General features: G+C 44.3%; 14 protein-coding genes. 5 read left to right on the top strand and 9 right to left on the bottom strand.

Annotated features, from left to right (window positions below):
- Nucleotides 1–7 precede the first annotated feature (7 nt).
- Nucleotides 8–2,752, top strand: a complete 2,745-nt coding sequence (locus VPNCDNU1_RS06415) for a zinc dependent phospholipase C family protein (RefSeq protein WP_145959441.1) — start codon at nucleotides 8–10, stop codon at nucleotides 2,750–2,752.
- A 35-nt stretch (nucleotides 2,753–2,787) separates the two neighbouring features.
- Here VPNCDNU1_RS06415 and VPNCDNU1_RS06410 read toward each other — a convergent pair whose 3' ends face one another.
- From VPNCDNU1_RS06410 to VPNCDNU1_RS06395, 4 genes are all read right to left on the bottom strand, one after another.
- Nucleotides 2,788–3,753 (bottom strand): NAD(P)-dependent alcohol dehydrogenase, encoded by a 966-nt coding sequence (locus VPNCDNU1_RS06410; RefSeq protein ID WP_167404735.1) that lies wholly within the window; start codon nucleotides 3,751–3,753, stop codon nucleotides 2,788–2,790.
- A gap of 252 nt (nucleotides 3,754–4,005) precedes the next feature.
- On the bottom strand, nucleotides 4,006–4,794 hold the full coding sequence (locus tag VPNCDNU1_RS06405) for a PhzF family phenazine biosynthesis protein (protein WP_104399651.1): 789 nt from the start codon (nucleotides 4,792–4,794) through the stop codon (nucleotides 4,006–4,008).
- A 182-nt stretch (nucleotides 4,795–4,976) separates the two neighbouring features.
- On the bottom strand, nucleotides 4,977–8,768 hold the full coding sequence (locus VPNCDNU1_RS06400; RefSeq protein ID WP_104399593.1) for a DUF6701 domain-containing protein: 3,792 nt from the start codon (nucleotides 8,766–8,768) through the stop codon (nucleotides 4,977–4,979).
- A gap of 222 nt (nucleotides 8,769–8,990) precedes the next feature.
- On the bottom strand, nucleotides 8,991–9,317 hold the full coding sequence (locus VPNCDNU1_RS06395) for a hypothetical protein (RefSeq protein WP_104399592.1): 327 nt from the start codon (nucleotides 9,315–9,317) through the stop codon (nucleotides 8,991–8,993).
- A 423-nt stretch (nucleotides 9,318–9,740) separates the two neighbouring features.
- Between VPNCDNU1_RS06395 and VPNCDNU1_RS06390 the strand changes: the two genes are divergently transcribed.
- Complete coding sequence (locus VPNCDNU1_RS06390) at nucleotides 9,741–11,354, top strand: ATP-binding cassette domain-containing protein (protein ID WP_104399591.1); 1,614 nt, start codon at nucleotides 9,741–9,743, stop codon at nucleotides 11,352–11,354.
- 499 nt (nucleotides 11,355–11,853) lie between these two features.
- Entirely contained in the window at nucleotides 11,854–12,375 is a 522-nt protein-coding gene (locus VPNCDNU1_RS06380) for a hypothetical protein (protein ID WP_104399590.1), read from the top strand.
- Here VPNCDNU1_RS06380 and VPNCDNU1_RS06375 read toward each other — a convergent pair.
- The 4 genes from VPNCDNU1_RS06375 to VPNCDNU1_RS06360 form a co-directional block, all read right to left on the bottom strand.
- Entirely contained in the window at nucleotides 12,363–13,406 is a 1,044-nt protein-coding gene (locus VPNCDNU1_RS06375; protein WP_104399589.1) for a GGDEF domain-containing protein, read from the bottom strand. The genes VPNCDNU1_RS06380 and VPNCDNU1_RS06375 overlap by 13 nt on opposite strands.
- Before the next feature lie 454 nt (nucleotides 13,407–13,860).
- On the bottom strand, nucleotides 13,861–15,774 hold the full coding sequence (locus VPNCDNU1_RS06370) for an ABC transporter substrate-binding protein (RefSeq protein ID WP_104399588.1): 1,914 nt from the start codon (nucleotides 15,772–15,774) through the stop codon (nucleotides 13,861–13,863).
- A gap of 69 nt (nucleotides 15,775–15,843) precedes the next feature.
- On the bottom strand, nucleotides 15,844–17,583 hold the full coding sequence (locus tag VPNCDNU1_RS06365) for a DUF2264 domain-containing protein (protein WP_104399587.1): 1,740 nt from the start codon (nucleotides 17,581–17,583) through the stop codon (nucleotides 15,844–15,846).
- Nucleotides 17,584–17,768: 185 nt separating this feature from the next.
- Entirely contained in the window at nucleotides 17,769–19,016 is a 1,248-nt protein-coding gene (locus VPNCDNU1_RS06360; protein ID WP_104399586.1) for an anaerobic sulfatase maturase, read from the bottom strand.
- A 228-nt stretch (nucleotides 19,017–19,244) separates the two neighbouring features.
- On the opposite strand from VPNCDNU1_RS06360, the gene VPNCDNU1_RS06355 reads away from it, so the two are divergent.
- Together VPNCDNU1_RS06355 and VPNCDNU1_RS06350 are read left to right on the top strand one after the other, a co-directional pair.
- Nucleotides 19,245–20,738: a sulfatase family protein gene (locus VPNCDNU1_RS06355; protein ID WP_104399650.1), complete on the top strand. Its 1,494-nt coding sequence runs from the start codon at nucleotides 19,245–19,247 to the stop codon at nucleotides 20,736–20,738.
- The gene (locus tag VPNCDNU1_RS06350; RefSeq protein WP_104399585.1) at nucleotides 20,731–22,197 is read left to right on the top strand and encodes a sulfatase family protein; all 1,467 of its coding nucleotides are present in this window, start codon (nucleotides 20,731–20,733) and stop codon (nucleotides 22,195–22,197) included. Before VPNCDNU1_RS06355 ends, VPNCDNU1_RS06350 begins: the two co-directional genes overlap by 8 nt.
- 46 nt (nucleotides 22,198–22,243) lie before the next feature.
- Here the strand turns inward: VPNCDNU1_RS06350 and VPNCDNU1_RS06345 are convergent, their stop codons facing one another.
- A complete protein-coding gene (locus tag VPNCDNU1_RS06345; protein ID WP_104399584.1) occupies nucleotides 22,244–22,564 on the bottom strand; it encodes a DOPA 4,5-dioxygenase family protein in 321 nt (106 codons plus the stop codon).
- Nucleotides 22,565–22,763: the final 199 nt, after the last annotated feature.

Below are 22,763 nucleotides of genomic sequence, written 5' to 3'. Positions count from 1 at the left end.
GACGCGAGTGAACTTCCATTATAAATTGTTGCACTTGGCTATCTGTACTGGTTTATTGCTTTCAACTCCGGCTAACGCCTTCAAAATTGGCACCCATGTTTGGCTCGCGGCGAAAGTGGCAGAAGACGTCGTTGAAGACAACAAAGTCTCGATTTATTTCGATGAATCAGGGCAAACCGACACGCTCACCGTTGACCCGATTGTTGCCCGTTCCATTAAGCGATTCCCCAAAGCGTTTCTTTTTGGTGTACTCGGGGCTGACATATATCCCGATCTGGTGGCTGGTCAAATGACTACGCACCCTGGCCTTCCCTTTCAGCCACTCAACCGCTGTGGCGAGAAAATAAATGTCGACTCAAAAGGTCAATTGCAGCCCTATAGCCGATATTGCCACCCGAAAGATATCGACTTAGCTTCGCCCGATAACTATGGCGTCTCTCCCCTCATCTTGCCTGTAATGAAAGCGGCTAATTTGTATCTGAGTGGTCATTCTTGGGGCTGGCAAACCGACGATTGGTTGAGGCATGTTAGAGACGCTGCGTTACAAACATCGGGAAACCGTGGCTCGAGCGAAGTGGCTTTTGCTTACGGTTATCTCCTCCATGCGGCAATGGACACGTGGGCGCACAGCTATGTGAATGTGTACACGGGGGATCTCTTCTCTTTATCGAAAAACCAAACCGTACCGGCTCGCCATACCGCGTTAGAAGGGTACATAAATTCGCTCCATGATTCGTATGAGGACGATCCCCTATCCATTCTAAGAGTAAGTACGCGAAGAAAAACTCAAGTACAAGCACAAGACAGCTATCAATCGCTCAAAGCACCGACCGAGTTTGTTCGGAGAACATTAGTCTTAAACGATACCACCGCTTGGCAATACGCCAGAGAAAGTGGGGCTGTCCATATTTGGGCAATGTGGGCATCGTGGAACATTTCCAAACAACTCAATCAAAGATTTGAGCCCATCCAAATCGAACTTCGGCGCGTATTGAATGAACAAATTCAAAAAGTCAGCGACGCAGAGCAACTTTGGCAAGCAGCAGAAGACGCCAAAAATATCGCCATTCAAGGGGCTAGCGATGCCTACGAAACACTGAAAGAACACGAGGAAAATTTGGTTGCTGCCACACAAAACTTGGAAGACGCGACCAACAACGTAATTGAGCATATTGAATCCAATATCGCCTTAAAGAATGTATTTTCGACCGCAGACCGAGTCATTGAGCGCGTGCTTAGTCTGCTTCCGAGTTGGATTCAGCAACAATATCGCACCGCTAAGAATCGTTTGTCTCGTGTGCGCTTGGATTTGGAGTTTGCAAGAAACCACTATAACAACCAGCTCATGATTCGAGAGAGAAGACTTACCGCACTTGCAGAAGCGCTTACCAAGATGAATTTGGAAAAATCGGTGCTGTCAGCGTTATCGACGATGCGCGATGTTGGGCTGACTGCCATTGAACGTAGCCTTTCCGGTTGGACACGAAACATTGAAGCGTCTGTCGATGCCTATATTCACGCTTACGAAGAGACAGGGCGCGAATTGCTCCGACCGCACGGCAACCGATTCGAAGAACAGAAAAGCGCGGTGCAGGCGTTAAAGAATTGGGCGATATGTTGGGCGCCTATTTTCAGCTCCCCGGTGCCGAATAGCCAAATGCTCTCGCGCACATGTCAGGTAGGGATTGAGTCTTACACTGATTTCAATGAAACCGTCCGCCAGTTCAAGCTGAATACCTTGATTCAAGACCGCCGCTTGAGGGATGCCATCATTGAGTTTGATGAAGCCAACGCTGAAATCAAGGTGTCGGCGCTCCCCCAAATTGGGCGGCTAATTCGGCAAGCCATTCCGTTTACAGACCAATCGGTCGCGGCACCAGGTAGTGCAGAATTTCTTGCTCGCTTATGGGATCATCATGTAACAAAAAAGGATCTTGTTGACTTATATGCTTCTGATTCTTCGGAGCAAAATCTATTAACCTTTCGTGCTCAAGGGCAAGAAATCATTGCGATGTTACAAGCTGATGGTTTAGACATTGAGAAATACGAGAAGCACCATAAGACGTTGAAGCTTGATGACATGATGCGTTTTACCCCAATTCGTAACGCCATGCAGCTCTCTAAGCTCGCTTTAGTAAATAACGATGAACTGAACGATTGGGTACGCGAAAAAGGCGTGACTTCCTCTCCCTATCCAGACAGCAACCCGCTATACCGAGCAAATGGTCCGGCGGGAGATATTCTGATCGGTGCCTTAAGAAGTATCGATGGGAACCACCAATGGTTAGCGGTCGCCCCGCCGCTTCCGAGAAAACCGAAAATTGGGAATGACCTACGCGGGACAGAAGAAGCGTGTCGACGTTTTGGCTACCCGATCCACTCACAGTACATTCCAACTAAACCCTTGAAACCCGAACGTATCCGAACTCATTCGGAGTTTAATCGTGATTGCCAGAACACGGCTTTGTTTCGCTATCGAGCCAATAATACGGAATATACACCCGGTGGTTTTCGACTTTGGCAATCTCGCTTAGCCAGAGAAAAAGTGTTTAGCAAGATATTTAAGGGACCGCTCTCGCTAGGTATGTGTCATCACTTAAAGGACAAACGCTCGGAGCCCGAGTCTTATCAGCCATCGTATTACACAACGTATATTGGCCTTGGGTGCGTGGGAAATAACTACGTCGACACCAATTTATTGTCGATATTACACAAGCATCAAAATAATATTCGTCGCTCCCACCGACGTTGAGAGCAATTCAAGGTAACTAAAAAGGAGGATTGAGGTTAACTGACCTGAATAACGACGCTGCCCTTTCGGCGCTTTGCGTGGGCGTATTGATGGGCTTCTTCTAGCTGGGTGAAGGTGTATTGACGATCAATTCTTGGTCTTAAAAACCCTAATTCAATCAAGTCTTTAAGTAAAACCAAATCGACACTCGTGTCTACATGGTATCGACACGCAAGACGATGTTTTCCGACAAAAATTGAAGACATCATTTGATAGTATTCCGCAAGGCCAGCTTCAAGCTTTAAACATATACCTTGAGGTTTTAGCACATCACAACAAGACTCGAAGCACGCTGTATTAGCAATATCAAAGACTACGTCATATTGTCTTTCTGCAACGGTGAAATCGTGAATTGAATAATCTACGACGCGATCAGCGCCAAGAGCCTGCACAAACTTCAATTCATCGGTACTACAAATACCCGTCACCCTCGCACCAAGCCATTTAGCAATTTGCACAGCCGCTGATCCTACAGGACCTGAAGCGCCATTGATCAGAACCTTCTGCCCGACCTGAACTTTGGCTTTGTCACGCAACATTTGCAGAGCGATCAACGCGCCATATGGAATAGAAGCTGCTTCTTCGAAATTGGTGTTCTCAGGCATTAGACTCAAGACACTGTCGTCTTGTACTGTGATGTATTCTGCGTAGGTGCCACTTTCTACTCCTACAATCCCGAAAACTCGGTCATTAGGCTTAAAAAGTCGAACATTTTTGCCCACTGCTTCTACTACACCAGCAAACTCGGTACCTAGAATTTCTTCTTTTGGTAAGAGAGCACCCAGTGTTAAACGGGAAGGGAGCCGAAGTATTTTGGGAAATTGGTGACGTAAATGACTTTTCGTAACGGTTGTGGCTTTCACTCGAATTAATACGTCATCGTCGGCTGGCACTGGCTTGTCAACTTCTGAAAAATGCAATATATCGTTATCCCCGAAGGGTGTATATACCATTGCTTTCATGACTGATGCTCTCCGATAGCGGTGGCTGTGCATAACACACAAAGAAACCTATCCTATTTCTCTAGCCACGTAGAATTCCCGCTATTTGTTAGTCGATTAGTAACGCTAACAAGACGATATAGAGGAATCTTCTTTTAATCGGGACACCTTACCAATGGCAACAGACCATAGCAAATGACATTTGTATTAATAGTGATACTTATATAATTATTTTCAATATTTATATGAAAGTGGTGCTACGGATAAACGGGGTTACACCCATATCTCCCCTTCGAGGTATTTAACAGCTTTACCTGAAACAAAAACGTGAGTATCGGTTACTCTGCAATGCAGTTCACCACTTCTCTGAGACGCTTGAAGTGCTAACAATTCACTCTTCCCTAATTCACTTGCCCAGTACGGCGCTAAACCAGCGTGAATTGAACCAGTTACCGGATCTTCGTCGCCACCGTTAGCGGGCCAAAAATAACGAGAAACAAAATCAAATTGCTCCCCTTTCGCCGTGACGACCACATCGTATGGTGCTAGAGTTTTTAGTTGTTCTTGGTTTTGTTGCACCTGAAATACGTCGTCTTGAGATTCATAAATAGCAAAGTACGCTTGTTGGCTACGTAAAATGAGTTTTGGCGTAATGGATAAGCCTTCGATGAGCGCCTGCGGAGCTTCAACGGGAACGGGAGCAAGAATAGGAAACTGCATTTCAATCATGCCATTACTTCTTTTTTTAATGACGAGATTGCCCACTTCCAAAGTTGAAAGCTCAAGCTCATTCAGTGAAGGAAAATCGGAAAACAACGCGCTGGCAGACGCTAATGTCGCGTGCCCACAAAAATCGATTTCAGTGATAGGGGAAAACCAACGAATTGCATATTTATTGTCTTTTATTCGTACAAGAAATGCTGTTTCAGACAGGTTATTTTCAATCGCGATATTCTGCATCAAACGGTCGTTTAGCCATTCATCGGTAATGATCACCGCAGCAGAATTGCCTTTGAATTGTTCACTGGTAAATGCATCCAGTACGCGCATATGCAATTTCATTTCTGTTTCTCTCCATTCCTTTGGGAAATATCGACTTTCGAACAATACACCATTGTTTTGTAGCGCTTGCAAGATATACCCAAGCATTCTCAGGATAATAAAAAAGCCCTCAATGTAAATTGAGAGCTTTGTTAATTAAGAGCTTTTTGATAATAGCCTTCAGACAGCAGTAGAAAAAATCTCTAGTAAATTCTTGGCTCTCCCCTGAAGATAACGCGATCATTACCTCGATAAACACCGAATGTTACCAAAGCAGAAGGGTTATCATCCCCATTGCCAAACCAGTTGTAGTGAAGGTGTTCAAACCCGCCGCTGGTATTGCCTGAGCACGTTAACCCTGTTTCTCCAGCTGGAGGAACACCAATTCGAAGCTTCAGCCTGACTTGTTCTTGAGCACCTGCAGTTGAGCTATTTTGCCTTGCGGTTAAATTGCTGCTTGTACCACTAGTTATATTGGTATGCGACCCCGTTAAATCGGCACTGCTAGAGCCAGGGCTTGGCCAAATCAGTTCACGACAATAATTTGTACCATCAAAGTCGGTTTCAATGTCATCGGTATTGGTCACAAACTGCGAGCCATTCCAGTATTCTGCTCTTACTGGAACCGTCACGTCCATACCACTGTTTGTGCCGACATCATCTAACGTTAAACGACCATAACGCATATCAAGGGCCGCGGTAAATTTTCGCCCATTGTATGTACTGGACCCGTCATTTCTTAGCGCAATGGCGTTTACAAAATCAGTGCACCCATCAACCGAGCAATTGACGCTGTTGGTGTTCACTTCAAGACCAAGCCTAACTTCATAAGGACCATCTTGAGTGGTGATTCTGGTTGGGGTTGTTTGCTGAATTACACGAGAAAACCTAAACACGGTAGAAGGCAATGATGCCGTTCCACCCGTCCATTCTCTATACCAATCTGTATTCGCAATATTGCCCGTTATCAAACGGCTCGTTAAATCATTTGATTCTGTAGCCGGATTCTTGTCATCATCCACAGCAACTAAATTTAAGTGCATTAACAGTGATGCAGCAAAGTTTCCGTAGTTCGTTGTTGTCGTGATGGTGCTATCCTTGTCCACGCTTTGAGCCGTTACAACAAATTCAGATTTAAAATTTTGATCCATGTAGGTAAAGCTCACAGCCTGCCCTTCTTGAACGTAGTTGTTTGTCAGTTCAAATTGATATGGGTAAAAACGCCCTATCGTGGCAGTGTCGCTATCAATCCCAGTAGCCTCGCCATAATCATATTTACTGTTAGATGCCGTTAAGTTAATGCTTCCTACTTCGTTCCAATTCATGGATGCCACAATGCCGCTCGCGGCTAACGATGTTGTCGTGAAGTTGTAAATATTGTTAGGTGTATAAGTGTTGCCTTCTTGTGTCAAAGTACCGGAACTCCCCCCACTTGGGGAATGAAGCGTATAGTTGAGCTCGGCTAAAGCGAAATGACCAGTGGTTGAATAAAAGTTAGGCGTGGTCGCACGATTACATTGATTACTTTCAGAGATGTTATAAATAATGGGTTTAATTCGTACAGTGAAGGTTTCTCCAGATCGAGCGAATGCAGGACCGCCAGACGATGTGCCATTGTGGGCTTTTACTGAGTTTTGAACCGAAATATCACACAGTGCGAGTTTGTCCGGCCGAGCCTCCACCACCATGACTCCTTCAATATCATTCGCATTATCCCTGACTGTTACATTGATTTGACCCGCATCGTTATATTGCAAACTCAGTGTGCCGACTCCATCCACAAACGTGACGTTACTGTTCACCAACGAAGGCTGAATTGTTCCAGTACTTGGGATGATATAAGAGGTTAATGTGATCGCCAGTGTTTTGGTTCCATCGTAGCCATCCATGACTTCTGTTCCACTCGCAGTTTCTCGCGTTGCCTTTATAGTGACATCGGTTTGCTTACCCGCGATGATTTTGAGTGGAGATGGTTCAAAAACAAAACCAGAATTATTGAATGTATAAGGGCCTGCAGAGGCATTGATGGAAGGGAAACCTACAACGTAAGCCGTTACCGTCGCAACTTCTACTACTACACTACTGTACAAATAATAGGTCGCTGTCCCCCCTTGAATCTGCATAGTACTCGTATCGTTGATACAATCTGCGTTAATGCTTGCTGTCGATTTCCAACAAGTGTTTGCATTACCAGACGGCGTAATATTTAAGTTACCGATGTAGTCAGTATCTACATTGCCTGCACTATTAATAATATTAAACGTGATGGGGATTGAGTGCTCAATCAATTCAGTAGCAGAGGATGGTGTAATTTGCAGTTGATACACAGGTTGATTACAGCTAGAAATGTCGCCATTCAGCCTCGCATCACCTTTCATTTCAGCAGTCAGCGAGGCAATAGCGCCGTCTAAAACACCACTCTCTTTTAACTCGATATTGTTTTCTGAGATTACAAACGCGGTTGCTCGTGCAGCCCCTTTTATAGAAAATTCAGCGTTGCTTCCATGCACGACAAAGTAAACATCATTAGGAACACCCGTTAAATTAACCTTACCTGAGCCTTTTATTTCAGTCCCATTACTGTGAATGTAAACCTGCCCACTGACCTTAATTTCTGCATCACCGTAGATATTAACTTCATCCGCAAAGTAGTCCCCTGCCGTGAATGTGACCACTGCGTCGCCAAAGATGTTAATTTCGTCGTATTGTCCCGGAGACACCGTATGAGTTCCGTTGTTAAAGCTGATGTCATTAGGCCCTGGAGTAAAACTTGCGAAATTGAACAGAGGAACTAAAAGGCTGCTATCAGCGACACAATTCCCAACCGTACAGCTGTTATTGGTATGGGCATCTACACCAAAATAACCAAGTTGAGTACCACTAACCGCACCTGATATTTTGGCGCTGCCTTTAATTTCTATACTACCGGACGTATCCCAAGTTTGAGCAGGACCAGTAAACTGAGTACATTGCTCCACATTGAATGGGACCTCAAAAATGATGTAACCCAACCGCTCCACAATGTGCTTACGTTCGGAGTCGGTGTCTTGATCTTCTTCCACCATAAAGCTGGATTTGCCCGTTTCCAAACGGCATCGGCGTAACCAGCCTCCGTTATTACCGTAACGCGTGTTTTTTGACGCCACAATAATAGGTACGACATCGTAGCTTTCGTCGTAATCAGCGTAGGTCTCACAACCCGTAGACACAGGGTCACCAGTATCATACGAGTTAATGGTCATCTGGTTTTTCACCGCAAACTTTATGTCATCTCGTTCACCGCTGCCGTAGGCTGCAATAAAGCCGATTCGCTCTTGCTGCGTAGGGAATTGCCGGGAATTTTTTGATTTGTATCCGTCGATTTCATGCCGCTCCAGAGAGATATCCATATAAGACGAATTAACAGCAGTCACTGCTGAGGTCAGCCAGAAGTCCTCGCCGTTATTTATACTTTGTACTTGGTGAATGATTCCGGGAGTTCCACTAAATGAAGTAAAGCCTTGTCCATTGTAGCTATTGAAATAAATCCGTTCTTTTTTGTTCCGATTGCCGTTTCCGCTGCTGTGAGTGCTCAATCGATACATGTATTTTTGAGTCGAAACTTCGTCAACAATGATCTTCACGCCATTAAAGTCATGAACCCCTTTCTCCATAACGACATAATCGATCACCTTCATCGGTACATCTTCCATGCCTGCGGGTGCACGATATGCGGGCGCAATTTTCTGTTTAAACTTAACGTATGTTTTCGTTACTTCCAGAACCTTTATTGCAGAAGGAGAGTCTTGCTCGTTGAGAAATGAAATCGTACTCATGAAGAATACGAGAGGAACGGTGTCATACGTTTTTTCGAAATTAACTTGGCAGACCGTATCGATACAGTCTGGGTGCGCGTAGGCATTAACGTTGTAACGGCCGTACTCAAGCTCAAGCGCTTTTGCACTCGCTCCTACTAAAACCAACATCAGAATTAGAGCAAATCTTAAAAGTTTCATTTTTGAGCCCAAATCAGGTTGAACAAAAAACCTTTCCCGTTCAAACTTTAGTACAAAGTTTCACCTTTAATTGCTTCATTTTTAATACTTTGCTAAAAAAAACTTCTTAAGTGATTATTTTATAATCCAGCTCACACTTAATCTCGGTGTGTTGGGCTATATCCACAGACTTTCTCATCCACAAACTTTCTCATCCACAAACAATCCCACCCAAAAACGTCGTTATTCTTTCTGACCAGCAACAAGATAAGAGGTTATCTGTTTAATGGAGCTTGACTCAATTTGGAAAATGTCACAGAAATAAAAAGTTTGCTGCGCATCACCGTGCCCTTGAACAACAAGGTGATCCGTGGCTTCAAGTGCTTGAGTTACATTTAGAGACACCGATTCTGATTCCATTTGAAAACAAATCGAGCGGATATTGTCCGTCCCAACAATGTCTTCTTTGCCCACATTCGTCCAGCGAGTCTTCTCGTTTAAGAACGGGATAATCTCATTTACATCCCCACAAGAAAAAGCGATACACGCGTTTTTGATATCTTCATCCACAACATTCACCTTGTATGTTTTTCAATCAGTTATTAAAAACTATACGACTATTATTACAAGAGCGATGTAACAACGTGGGAAAAACGTGAGCAGATAAGCTGCAAAAGAAGCCAATGAACTTTAAAAGAGGATTAGTTCACTAAGAAGCCAACGAAGCATGCGCGATCAAGCTCATAAAAAATAAAAACGATATTGCACCTTGAATGAGAATACGTATAGAATCTCGCCATCACTTCTGCAGGAGAATACGCCTAAATGAACAACTAATCCCTTATGTCCAATTGAACACCTTAATTTTGGAATACAGGGTTAGTAGGCGTGTCTTCGTCAAAACTTGCTTTAATCGCTTTTTGCATATCGCTTTTCGCGATCTAATGAATTCAGATTTATCACGCCTCAGACCCTGACTATGTCGGAGTCTTTATGATCACATTTCATCAAAATAATTCTTTTAAAAACAATAGCTATCAAAACAGCACTTATTTAAGAGCTAATCGCCTTTCTTACCAACACCCAGATGGGGACTGGCAGTTTAAATCGCTTCAGTTCTCTCTTGCGCAAGGCGTATACGGTTTAGTGGGCGACAATGGAAGCGGCAAGAGCCTGCTGTGTTCGTTGCTGTTAAAGCAAAACTCCCCTACTTTGGGAAACATCGAAATCCAAGGGCGAGTCGGTTGGTTAGATCAACAACACGATTCGAACACAATCGACCAGTCTATTGCTCAGTACTTAGGTTTGGAATCCGCGCTTCTTGCGCTTGAACGAATAGAAAAAGGAAGTGTTGAGCAAACCGATTTTGATCTCGTCAACGACCGGTGGGATTTGAGAAATGAGCTATCAAAAGAGTTGACCGAACTTAGGTTACCACCCGATCCATGTAGCAGCATTCAAACATTGAGCGGTGGTGAACTAACGCGGCTAAGGTTGTGGGTCTTGTTCCTCGAAAACCCGGATATTCTTATTTTGGATGAACCAAGCAATCACCTTGATGCCAACGGAAAACGTTGGCTCTGTAATCAGTTAACTCGATACCAAGGCAAAGCGCTCGTTGTGAGCCACGACCGAGAATTGCTTAATACGGTTGACGGCGTTTTCGAGCTGTCTTCATTAGGAATCCAATTTTATAGCGGCAACTACGATGCTTATGTTCAAATTCGAGATAGAGAACAAGCCTCAATTGCTCGAAAACTGGAAGAAACCGAAAAACAACAGAAGATAGCCGCTAAAAAAGCGCAATCGGATCATGAGAAAGCGCAAAAACGTGCGGCGCAAGGCAACAAGCTAAGAAAGTCTGGCAGCCAAAACAAACTGATTCTCGATGCTGCAAAAAACAGCGCACAGAAGTCGAGTTCTGCAAAGCGGGAAATGCACCAACAGAGGCAGGCTGAACTGAGCGCGTTAAAAAAACATCTCCAATCACAGCAATCGAATTCTCATGCTCTCACCTTATCGTTTGAATCGCACCTACAGAAAAATCAAAGGTTATTGCATCTCCAGCAATGCGCACTGCCCTATGGCACTGACGAACCAATCAATTTGGAAGTGTTCCTAGGCGATAAATGGCGGATTGAAGGCGACAATGGCAAGGGAAAATCAACGCTGCTTAAGTGCATATTTGGCGAGCTAACGTTCACTTCTGGTCAGTGCAGCGCTAAGAAAAGCCTATATGTAGACCAACACTTTTCATTACTAGGCGAAGCCCGCCCTTTACTGGATCTCGTTAGCGTACATTTGCCCCACTTAGAACACGGTGAAATTCGAAATCTGCTTGCTGCCATTGGCTTCAAACGCGACTCTGTGTTCAGAATTAGCCACCAACTCAGTGGAGGGGAAAAAATGAAATTGGCACTGCTTATTGCCAGTCATCAAGCAGAACCCTGCTTACTGCTGTTAGATGAGCCTGATAACCATCTAGACCTCAACAGCAAAAGAATATTCGCGAACACTCTACGTGACTATTCCGCAGGGTTTGTTTTGGTTACGCACGACTCATACTTCGCGCGAGAAAGCGGTGTTGAATCCAGCTTGACCCTATAATTTGAGGCTACTCAAGCCACGTTATTCTAGGGTCTGTTGACCTTTCGCGGTTAAATTTTGTTCGAGTTCTATGTCTTTTAATCGCGGCGCAAGGTGTGACGCCTAGTCATTCTAAGTAAATACCTTGCAACAATGAGTAAAAGGCATAGAAACGAACCCTTTGGGCAGCATTTGTGGCTTATTTCTACTGCGTTATCGCTCATTGATGTAGAGCGACTACACCGAATAAGCTCTGCCTTGTATAAATCCCCCACAAATTGCTGCAAAAATCATCTCGAAAGGTCAACAGACCCTAATAACTTGGCTTGGGTAGTTTTTCTTTCTCAATGGAGCTCCAATAACATCTAAAGTAACCGGATAAAACGATGGGATAGCGTTCTTTTTCATTGAGCTTTGACCAAAACAAATGGATTCGATTAAATCTTAATCAAATCGAATGGAAAACTTTGCCGAATGACTTATGCTCAATTGAGGAAATGCGGAAACTAAGGGCACCATAGTGGAATTGAAGACAGAGCTCGAACAATGGGACGGCAAAGACACCGACGCCATCTCCCTGATTTATCAGGAGCACCATTTTGAACCTTACTTTATCTCTCAAATCATAGATTTAATGGACGAAGAAGAGTTCGCTTCTGGATCGACTTGGCTGCTTAAGAACCATTTTGAGCAAGAAGAACAACTCACCGATTCAGAAATAGACGCTATTTATAGCAAGCTGAACAATATAGAAGGCTGGGAAGCACGCCTCCATCTTCTTCAGGCTATGCCTTACATGCCCATTTCCGAACAAAATAAGCCTAATGTGGAATCGTTTGTTCGTCATTGCCTTGGAGATAGAAACAAATTTCTTCGAGCTTGGGCGTACAATGCGCTGTTTGTGTTAAGCCAGCAGTACCCAGAATATTTGCCGGATGTGAAAAGGCTTTTTAAGATCGCACTTAGAAAGGAAGCACCATCAATAAAAGCGCGTATTAAGAATATCTTGGTTCAAAACAAACTCGAAAATCAAACGCCGTAAACGACTTGGTTTCTGCCGGAACCTTTCGCATGATAGAGGTGATCATCAGCCACTTTGAACATGTCATCTAACTGTGCACCATCTTCGCCATACACAGAAACACCAATACTGGCGGAGATGTTCACTCGATTGTCTTCAACTCGAAATGTATTGCGGCAAAGTACCTTACGTATATGTTCCGCGACAGCACAAGCCACTTTTCTTTCTGTGTAAGGTAAAAGAACACAAAACTCTTCTCCCCCTACCCTATAAACCGTATCCGATCTTCGAACCGAATCTTTAACAAGCTTAGCGACTTGCCTAAGTACTTCGTCACCAACATCATGCCCATGTTGGTCATTTATGGCTTTAAAGAAGTCCAAATCCACCACCAGCATGCTAAATAAATCAGACTTACGTCGGTGCATGGTGACCATTTTTTCGAAACTGAAAGCCAAACTCAGACGGTTATCTATTTTTGTGAGCGGATCAAGCAAGGCGAGTGATGTCAGTTGTTCTTCGGTTTTTTCTCGGTTGTACTCGTAAACATGCGCCATTCCCCAAATAGCCCCTAAGCAAGCCAAAACATTGATCAGCGAATGCGTGAGCAATCCGGCCTCAGGAACAGTCGACTTCCAGTAATACAACACCGCGCCAATAGGAACAAAGACAAGATTGATTTTTAACCCCGCCGATTTCCCAAGCAACAGGTAACCTACGATAGGGCACAGAAATAACCAGACAAATAGCGAACTTTGGGTATTAGTTACAAAGATGCCCATAAAAACAATGAGAAAAAGTGAAGATACGTAAACGGAAGATTGAAGAAGAAGGTACTTTTGAGTGGTTGAATAGCAAAAAAGGTAAGCAGAATAGATAGCAAAAAACAGCTCAACAGCGCCTAACCACTTTTGCTCAAATACGAATAGGTTTAGAAATCCATAGATAAGACCGGCAACGAGGGTTATGAGGGACACCCCTTTTAACATATTGCTTCGAAATGACTGTGATCGGTTCAGCCACTCGATGCCCGCATCCATCTGTACCATCATTATCCCTGAAGAATTACTGTGTACCCAGCGGCATTTTGTAGGATTAACAATTATCACTCAACCATAAACAGTTTCTTACTGTCAATAAATTGATCCAGGTTTGATAATGACATATCTCGGACATTCAAATGAGCCAATAAGAAAACAAACAGAGCTATAAATAGATCACTCAAAAATACTATATAGAAAGCTTAAATTACTTAATAAACACAATATGTTGGGATTTGACGAATCCGGAGCAATTTTTTAAATTCACCCAAACGCATATAAATTAGCTCAAATTTAATACAGATAAAGTTTTGTTTTTTTCATTGCACTCAGTGGAACGAGGATCTAAATTATGAAAGTTCACCGTACGGTTAAATGCTTTTCTCGATGCAGTTTCAAACATAAAAACGAAAGCAGAGCCAAAGGCTCTGCTTTATTTTTAAGGTCTTTCAAACTTAAGCCTGCATTATTGAGCTTTCCATAATTGGCTCATGCGCATTGGCCCTGGGGTCGGGAACGTCCAAGATTGAGGCATGTTTTCTGGTACATTTCTCAGCTTGTTGTTAACCACAACTCCCACTGGGAGAGATTCCACTGTGCCAATCACATAGAAGTTCTCTTTGGCGATTTCCATAATTTGACGCATCAAGGCTACTTGCTCATCTTGTGACGATGTTTTCTCAAGTTGCTTCCACAGAGCGACCTGCTTTTTCACATGCGCTGGTGGTTCAACCGCATTGTCACGACCTTTCGCCCAATTGTAGTATCCCAAACCCCATGTCGACTCAGGGCTAAAAGGAAGGTAGTGGCGCGCTTCATCCAACACACCTACACCGCCGTCACCAATAATTGGGATCATATCGTAGTCGTTTGTTAGGCGCAGGTTGATGACGTGGTTAATCTCCATCACACGGATATCTAAGAACACACCTACGTCTTTCCACTGGTTTTTCACTAATTCCAATGAATCCGCAATTACACCTTTATCGCTGACTTTCGATACCGCTTCAATACGCAGACGTTTCCCGTTTTCCATTAAACGGTAGCCTTCTTTGTCTCGCTGGGTTAACCCAAGAGAATCTAAAATGCTATTTGCTTTTTTCTGATCGAATTCTGTGTATTGATACGCCATTTCTTCATCATAGAAAGGCGACATTTCCAAAGGTGCAGCTTGGTATGGACCGACTGCGCCCGAATAAACCGTTTCACTGATTTCATCGCGATCAATGGCGTGAGAAAGAGCAACACGGAAGTCTTTGTTTGCGAACAGAGCACGCTTAACTGGGTCTTTTGCTGTCTGGTTTAGCGCTATCACCATTTCTGAACTCAACGTACTCGGACGGAATTCATAGGTGTAGCCACTTTTCTTTTCGTTGTCGATAAGAAGAGGTCGGTGCGTAGGAGTGCCGATATGGCGGTATTGATAGTCCGCTTCACCGTTCGCTGCACGCAACACCATCTCTTCCAAATCTTCACTGTAACGCCAGCGAACGCTATCTAGATAAGGTAATTGGTTACCTTCCGTATCCACTTGCCAGTAATACGGGTTACGTACGTACTCTGCAAAGCTCGCGTTAGGGCCAGGAGCTGACTTCACTTTCCATGCGGTCAGTACTGGGCGATCTACATTGTTGTAATGCTCAATAAAGTAATGCGCATTACATTTTGTGTTTGAGAATTGTCGCCAAGAATCAAAGCCCGCTGCTTTCGCGTTTGCTTCCGCTTTGTCGTTAAACACAGGCATGAACTTAGAACAGTAATGCTTGGGGTACGCTGTGAAGCTTTCGCTGTCCACCGTTGCGAGATGGCGAATAAACATACCATTTGGCTGTTTCAGCGTAATTTTTACAGTATGAGGATTAAGGACTTCTGCGCTAGCCGAATCAAACGATGGGAAAATTAATGGGCGGTTGCCTGCATGTTTTTCGTCACCCAATACATCGTTGATGTAAAACGCAACGTCATCGGCTGTGAAAGGATGACCATCCGACCATTTCACCCCTTTACGCAGGGTAATGGTAAATTCGGTGTTTTCTTTGTTCGATGTAAAGCCAGTCGCCAAGTTAGGGATGACTTTCGAATACGTTACATCAAAATTGAACAGGTTATCGTAGGCGATAGTACGAATACGGTGCCCATTATCCACAACTTTGCCGACCAAATTCAACGTCCCGCCGTACTTGCCCACGGATTCAAATGGTGTCACGACTAACGGTTCGGTTGGAAGACGTTCTTCTACCGCTGGTAGTTTTCCTTGCTTGACCAGTTCTGCAAGTGCTGGCGCTTCGTTGTAGGATTCTGCGTAAGCCGACATCGATACCGCTGCTGCAATTGCAACCGCCACTTTGCCGAATAGAGGTAAGTTCATTTTGTGTTTCATCAGTCACTCCCTGATGTTTTCTATTTATTAAATTTGTCGTCTTTTCCCGAAGACGCACGCCCCTGAACATCAAAATTCAGAGATGGATGTTGTACGCCCAGCCAAAATAAGCGCTTTGAGGGTGGAGCTGCCTTTTCTTACTTTCCCGGATACAGCGGGAACACTGGCATGGGCATACAACAAGTTGGTATTTGGAGCACAGGGGTAAACAGCGCTCTCGCCTGCCCCATATTCCAGAATAATTTCACTGAACAAGCGTTCGGATTCGACTCGTGCAGGCTTTTGTTCTAAGTGGCTGAACCAAGGTGTCCAAACATCAATAGCGTGCCCAGTCATCAAATAGTTAAAATCGGAGTCGCACTGAATGTCATGCTCACGAACTTCAATACCGGCTTCGTTCAACCACTGAGTCGTAATGACTCGAATACCTTTAAAAGGCGACCAGACAGACACTAGCTTTTCGCCTTCGCGCCACGCTTCTTCGTTCTTGGTTCTAGCGTGCCACGATTGGGTTTCTGGGTGCTGAAATGCCAGCATATTGTCGCCTGCAAAACCCTGCTCTATCCATTGTTCACTCTCGACGCATAAGCCGTGATCCGAACTGTACGCAAATTTTGAATACTTGTCGTAGCAATGTCTCAACTCGCCACTTGGCGGCGCATTCGTCAGCAAATAACTTCCTCTATCACGCCAAAGAAAATGTTGGTCACATACCCAAGTTGGCTTCAGGGTCGTTTCTAAAGGTTGGCTCTCTGTCTGCCAAAATGCGTGATCTTCACTTAATCTGAGCGCTGAAAAGGCTTTGAACGCCAATAAAGGAGAAACTGGGCTGGTGTAAAACTCACTGGCTAATAAGTTTGGGTAGCCAAAACCAGATAATAGATGCCCATCTTGACCCCATATTGGTCGCTCAGCCCACCAGCGCATAGAGGACACCCAGTGTGATTTAAGTGAGGACATGGCGATCCCTTTAGGTTCAAACCATGCTAACTCAGACCAAAAGCCCGCTCCGGCAAATCGATAATTTAGTGAGCGCCCGTAACACAGCTGAGCGCCATTTTCGCCAAACCAATATTGGTAGCTTCGAGCAAACTCGACCGCTCTATTGACGTATTTCTCGCTTTCATCTAAGCGGGAATCACGGATCCAACGAGCGTACACAAGACCATAGAGATGAAATGCAAATGGGTTGTAATAGTCCATGACGGCGGCTTCACCATCTTGATACCAGCCTTGCCCCATATAGTGACTATCAATAAAATCCAAATCTTGTTTTAGCTTGTCGTGTTGAATTTCAGCACCCATTCGCTCTAACGCAAACACAATCAGTACCCGAAACCAGCGCCAATTGTTAGGTGGAATATCCAGTTCTTGAACTGGCATCATCCAATCTATTAGCGCTTGCTTTTCTGCATCAGAAAGAGGATTCCAATACGTGTCAGGTGCGTCGACAATCGCAACAGCGAACGAACTCATCTCGACAGTTTTCTGATCGTAGTTCACTAGATTTGACCAAGCGTTTTTATATTTGTCTGAAATGCCATTTAAGAGCGCTTGCCTTAGCGCTTCATTTTCGTGTTTGAGCTCATTGTTTGCAGGAACCGAACCCCACATTAATCGGGCAATGTGCTCTACAGAAACTGCTTCATCGTTATAATGTGCGGCGCAATCTTGTTGTGGGTTACACTCGCTGTTTGTCGCATTCAGAATAGACTGTTTACCGAGCAAGAACTTAACCACATTCAATGTGTTATCTCTGCTAGTAAATGTCGAATCTTCCGGTAGCCATTGTGCTAACTGAATGCTCATGTTCATCCTCTTACTGCACTATTTACAGCGCTATGCAACGGGTGTATCTCATCTTTAAGTCAGATTAAAACCCATTTAAAATCATTTTTAAAACGCTTTTTCATTTTTATGCTATTCAGATCAAAACTACGTTTCATTTTTATATCTGATAGCTGGATAGGTTCACATTTTTGATAGAGGCATCATTAACCAATGTGCTTATCTGACGGCAAAAATCTTAGGTAATGGTTTGGGCTCCAACCGCGCTTTAGGCACGCTCCCATGGCTTTCAAATACGGCCGAACATGGGAAAAAAACGCGAAGTAACCTTCACATAATCGATGTTTAGCAGTAATCGATAGCTCACCAACTTCATCAATACGTTGAGCGGGGCATGCACCATGGCATAAATCTCTTTGGGAACAGTTTACGCAGTGCAGCGCCGCACCAACGGGCTTTCTTTTAGCAAATGATTGTTGGACTGGGGTTTCAATCAAGTCGGGATAATCACGCCGATTCAAATTCCCGAGTTTAAATTCTGGATAGACAAAATGATCGCAGCTGTAAACATCCCCATTGTGCTCCATAACCAAGTTTTCACCACATTGAGGGGAATGCACACAGTTAGTGGACGGCATGCCTAATACCATTCCGAGTGCATTATCGAAGTGGCTAATGAACACTCGCCCTAAATCCCGCTTTCGCCAAACTTCAAACACTTCAATCATAAAGCGTCCAAATTGTTCGGCGCTGACGCTGCGATGAGAAATCCCTTTGCCTTTTTCGGCTTCAACCACAGGTATGAATTGAATGAACTGAACGCCGAGGCTGGTTATGTGTTCGTATACCCGCTGTGGGTGCTGCGCATTATCGCTTTGAACAACGGTGAGTACATTGGTTTCAACACCGTATTTAAGAAGGGTGTTTAACCCGCAAACCACTTGTTTATATGATCCTTTGCCACTGCGTGTTTTCCTGAAATGGTCATGAAGCGCTTCATCGCCATCCAAACTGACCCCTACCAAGAAATCATTTTCTTTTAAGAAACACGCCCAGCGTTCATCAATAAGCACACCATTCGTTTGTATCGTATTACTGATGATCATTCCCTTGCGCGAATGCTTTTTTTGAAACGCTACCGCACGTTCAAAAAACTCAATGCCTCGCATGGTTGGTTCTCCACCTTGCCAGCCGAACACCACTTCTTTACAGCCTAAAGGCTGGCTGTCGATGTAATTTCTGACGTGTACTTCTAATGCCGCATCCGTCATATCAAAGCGATTTTGACCTGGATAGTATTCCGTTTTGTCTAAATAGAAGCAGTACTCACAATCGAGATTGCACAGCGGTCCTATAGGCTTGCTCAGCACATGAAAAGGCCTGGCTGCTTTAGGTTTGTGTGTTTCTATTCGCAGCGGGTGTGGGCTCTTTAGGGCTGTGATCAGTGCATTCATTGTTTTCTCTGGTTTGATTAGGCATATACCCAAAATCAGTTATTCAACGATTAATTGCCTAACAAAATACAATATATTTTTTGAAACGCCTTTTTGATTTGTCAATAAATGTGATCTTTGTAAATTTTTAAAACGGCATTTCAAATTATCATCTCGGTAAATTTTTGTGCTCGCTTGTTTGTGATGACATGTTTGGGCACCGATTTATTTGTATACCGCGAGGTAATTGTGCGTCGTCCTAATCTTCTTTATGTTTTCCCTGATCAATTTCGCCAGATGGCTATGGGGTTTTGGCAACAAGAACCTTTTCGATCATTTTTACCCGGTGTGGCTGACCCAGTATTTACACCCAATATCGACAATTTCGTCAAACAAGCCACCATAGTCTCTAACGCGGTAAGTAATTGCCCATTGTGCAGCCCGCATCGAGGTAGCCTGCTAACGGGTATGTACCCCAACAAAAGTGGCGTACCGCTTAATTGCCACTCTGGCCGGTTAAATTCAGATCTACCTAAAGATAAAGTCTGCTTTACGGATGTGCTGGCTCACTCTGGATATAACGTGGGGTACATCGGCAAATGGCATTTGGATTTTCCGACACCTAACGATCCAGAGAATAACGGACAATTTGTAGACCCGAACCGCCCTGCTTGGGACTCTTACACTGAAACGGAAAGACGACATGGCATCGACTATTGGTATGGCTATGGTACGTTCGATGAGCACAAAAACCCTCATTATTACGATAATCAGGGAAAGCGCCATGAACCCAAAGAATGGTCCGCCAAGCATGAAGCCGACAAAGCGATCGCTTATTTGAACAACAGCGAAAATCAACGCGACGAACAAAAACCCTTCGCATTATTTGTATCAATGAATCCGCCGCATAGTCCCTACTCTTCACTTGATGATTGTACAAGCGAAGACTTAAGCCTCTACGCATCAAGCCCTAACGACACGCTACTGGTGCGAGTTAACGCCGATGATAAAATGCCAAAATCCGCCGCTGCCCCCTTTTACTTTGCGAACGTAACGGGTGTAGATAGAGAATTTGGGCGAATTTTGACGGCATTAAAAGACAGCGGAGAGTGGGAGAATACGCTCATCGTATTTACTTCTGATCATGGGGAAACGCTTTGTTCACATGGGTTAAACGACGCGAAAAACACGCTCTACAACGAAGCGTTTAATGTTCCCTTTTTAATAAAGCGCCCTTTCCAATCAGACACTCAAATCAGTGATGTGTTTTTGAGTAGCCCCGATATTATGCCAACAGTACTGGATCTGTTAGGGCTTGAAACCAACATTCCAAAATTACTGCACGGGCATAACCTCGCTCCGTACCTTACCCAACAGGAATCTCAACCCTATCGCCACGCTCTCTACATCAAAAATGTCGATGGGGATACAAACACAGAAGGCAATGTCACCAGCTACTTCCCCATCGCTCGTGGCATAAAAACAGACTACTACAGCGTCACCTTAACCATTAACCGTAACCATCAATTAGAGAGCATTCAATTTTTCGATAACCGTAACGATCCCTATCAACTTCACCCCCTTTCTTTTATGCCGGAAGAAACAAGAGAAAAGAAACTGCTCACGCTGATGGCATTTGAGCTTGAGCGCATTCAAGACCCATGGGCGGAGCTTTGTATTTTGCCAGATCTTCTGAACTACCCGTCCCTTACCTCTAATACTTGCAGGACCAACCATGACTGAGAAAGCCACCCCCAACGTCATTATCATGTACGCCGACGACCTCGGATTTGGCGACATTAGTTGCTACGGCGCAAATGAGATCCCAACACCTAACCTCGATAAGCTGGCTGAAGAAGGTTTAAAGTTTCATCAAGGTTACGCCACTGCCGCAACCTGTACTCCCTCGCGCTACAGTTTGCTTACCGGATCTTACCCATGGAGGAACCCAGATGCGGCCGTTCTCCCCGGAGACGCGCCACAAATCATTGGTAAGCTAGACGATACCATGCCAAGAATGTTCCAAAAGGCGGGTTATCAAACCGGTATCGTCGGGAAATGGCATTTAGGTTTGGGGAATGGAGACTTGAACTTTAACCAGCCGATTGAGGGCACGCCAAACGATGTGGGGTTTGATGAATCCTACATTATGGCCGCTACCAACGACCGTGTACCCTGCGTGTATATCGATAACCGAGAAGTCGAAAATTTGGATCCTAACGACCCTATTGAAGTCACTTACGATTGGGATAAAGCGTATGAGGGTATTCCGACAGGAAGAGAGAACCCTGAACTTTTGGATGTGATGTACGATCACGGACACGATGGCACGATTATCAATGGTGTCAGCCGTATCGGTCATATGAAGGGCGGGCAATCTGCCATTTGGAATGACGAAACAATGGGTGAAGTGTTCGCAAACAAAGCCATTTCCTTTATTGAAAAAAACCAAAATGAGCCTTTTTTCTTGTTCTACGCCCTACACCAGCCACATGTTCCACGCATTCCAAACCCACAATTTCGAGGCACTACCCCGCATGGTGTCCGCGGTGATGTAATAGTCGAAATGGATTGGTGCATCGGACAGGTTCTAGATAAGTTAGACGAATTGAATTTAAAAGACGACACCATAGTTATCTTCTCCAGCGATAACGGACCGGTATTGAATGACGGTTACAAGGATGAAGCCGTGACTTTGAATGGTCACCATAAAATGGTCGGTCCTCTGCGTGGCGGGAAGTACAGCTTGTTTGAAGGCGGTACACGAGTCCCCTTTATTGTTCGCTGGCCAAATGGCATTCAAAAGGGTGATTCCGAGGCGCTGATCAACCAAGTCGACTTATACGCCACCTTTGCCGCCCTCACAGGGCAGTCGCTTTCAGAGGCGGAAGCTCCAGACAGCCATAACTTACTTGATGCGCTAAGAGGCAAAACGCAAGAAGGACGTAACGATATGGTGTTAGAAGGTATGCAATATAAGAAAGTGTACCGAGACAAACAATACGCCTATATTCCCCCGCATGATGACGACTTTATTTGCCAATACACTGGCAACGAAAAAGGGAATACGCCTGAGCCACAACTATACGATTTGCATGATGATATAGGGCAGCTCAAAAACCTAGCAGCTAGCATGCCTGACAAAGTCGATGAGTTGGCTTTGAAATTGGCTAACGTCATCAAAAAAAACCGCTCAAGATAGATCGATAGCTCAAAGTATCAAGGTAGGCTCGGTAATCGCCGAGCTTCTAATGCGATAGTGTTTCTTCAAAAACACCAAGCTCTCTTCCTAACCATATGGCTCGTTCAGTATGGTCAAGTAAGTGTTCGTTACTAACAGGATGAATCAGAACCGACATGTCTCCGCGTTCTTTATCAAGCCAATTGATAATCCCATCGCTATCATCTTTAAAATGGATTTCGAACATTGGCATCTTATGAGGGCCGACGAGCTTCTCTACCAACTCAAAAACGGCAACTACGTCTTGGCGTTCCTTTCGTATTTTCTTGCGTAAAGCGTCGGCTTTCGCAAGGTTGTTCAAACCAAAATAAACGTGCGCGTGAAACATATGAATCTCCTAACTACCTAGCCGACTACCCAACATCTTAATTACCTAGTGACCTAACTACTTCGTGCTCTAGTCAAAATCATTGAGTATTACACCTTGAGGTCACTGATACTATTTTGATTGACCTTATCTATTATGTATACCCATACACTCCGAAGGATATGTTCAAATTTTTCTAATAAACCCAGTCTGGTTGTTT

The organism is Vibrio penaeicida, from assembly GCF_002933855.1.
GTDB classification, from domain to species: Bacteria; Pseudomonadota; Gammaproteobacteria; order Enterobacterales; family Vibrionaceae; genus Vibrio; species Vibrio penaeicida_A.
The sequence above is the reverse complement of the archived record's forward strand: the minus strand, read 5'-3'. Positions and strand labels throughout refer to the sequence as shown.

Bases quoted from the DNA above. Each gene is read 5' to 3' on its own strand.
- VPNCDNU1_RS06390 (WP_104399591.1), top strand. From the start codon at position 9,741: ATGATCACATTTCATCAAAATAATTCTTTTAAAAACAATAGCTATCAA.
- VPNCDNU1_RS06410 (WP_167404735.1), bottom strand. From the start codon at position 3,753: ATGAAAGCAATGGTATATACACCCTTCGGGGATAACGATATATTGCAT.
- VPNCDNU1_RS06350 (WP_104399585.1), top strand. From the start codon at position 20,731: ATGACTGAGAAAGCCACCCCCAACGTCATTATCATGTACGCCGACGAC.
- VPNCDNU1_RS06375 (WP_104399589.1), bottom strand. From the start codon at position 13,406: ATGATGGTACAGATGGATGCGGGCATCGAGTGGCTGAACCGATCACAG.
- VPNCDNU1_RS06345 (WP_104399584.1), bottom strand. From the start codon at position 22,564: ATGTTTCACGCGCACGTTTATTTTGGTTTGAACAACCTTGCGAAAGCC.
- VPNCDNU1_RS06405 (WP_104399651.1), bottom strand. From the start codon at position 4,794: ATGAAATTGCATATGCGCGTACTGGATGCATTTACCAGTGAACAATTC.
- VPNCDNU1_RS06360 (WP_104399586.1), bottom strand. From the start codon at position 19,016: ATGAATGCACTGATCACAGCCCTAAAGAGCCCACACCCGCTGCGAATA.
- VPNCDNU1_RS06365 (WP_104399587.1), bottom strand. From the start codon at position 17,583: ATGAGCATTCAGTTAGCACAATGGCTACCGGAAGATTCGACATTTACT.
- VPNCDNU1_RS06370 (WP_104399588.1), bottom strand. From the start codon at position 15,774: ATGAAACACAAAATGAACTTACCTCTATTCGGCAAAGTGGCGGTTGCA.
- VPNCDNU1_RS06400 (WP_104399593.1), bottom strand. From the start codon at position 8,768: ATGAAACTTTTAAGATTTGCTCTAATTCTGATGTTGGTTTTAGTAGGA.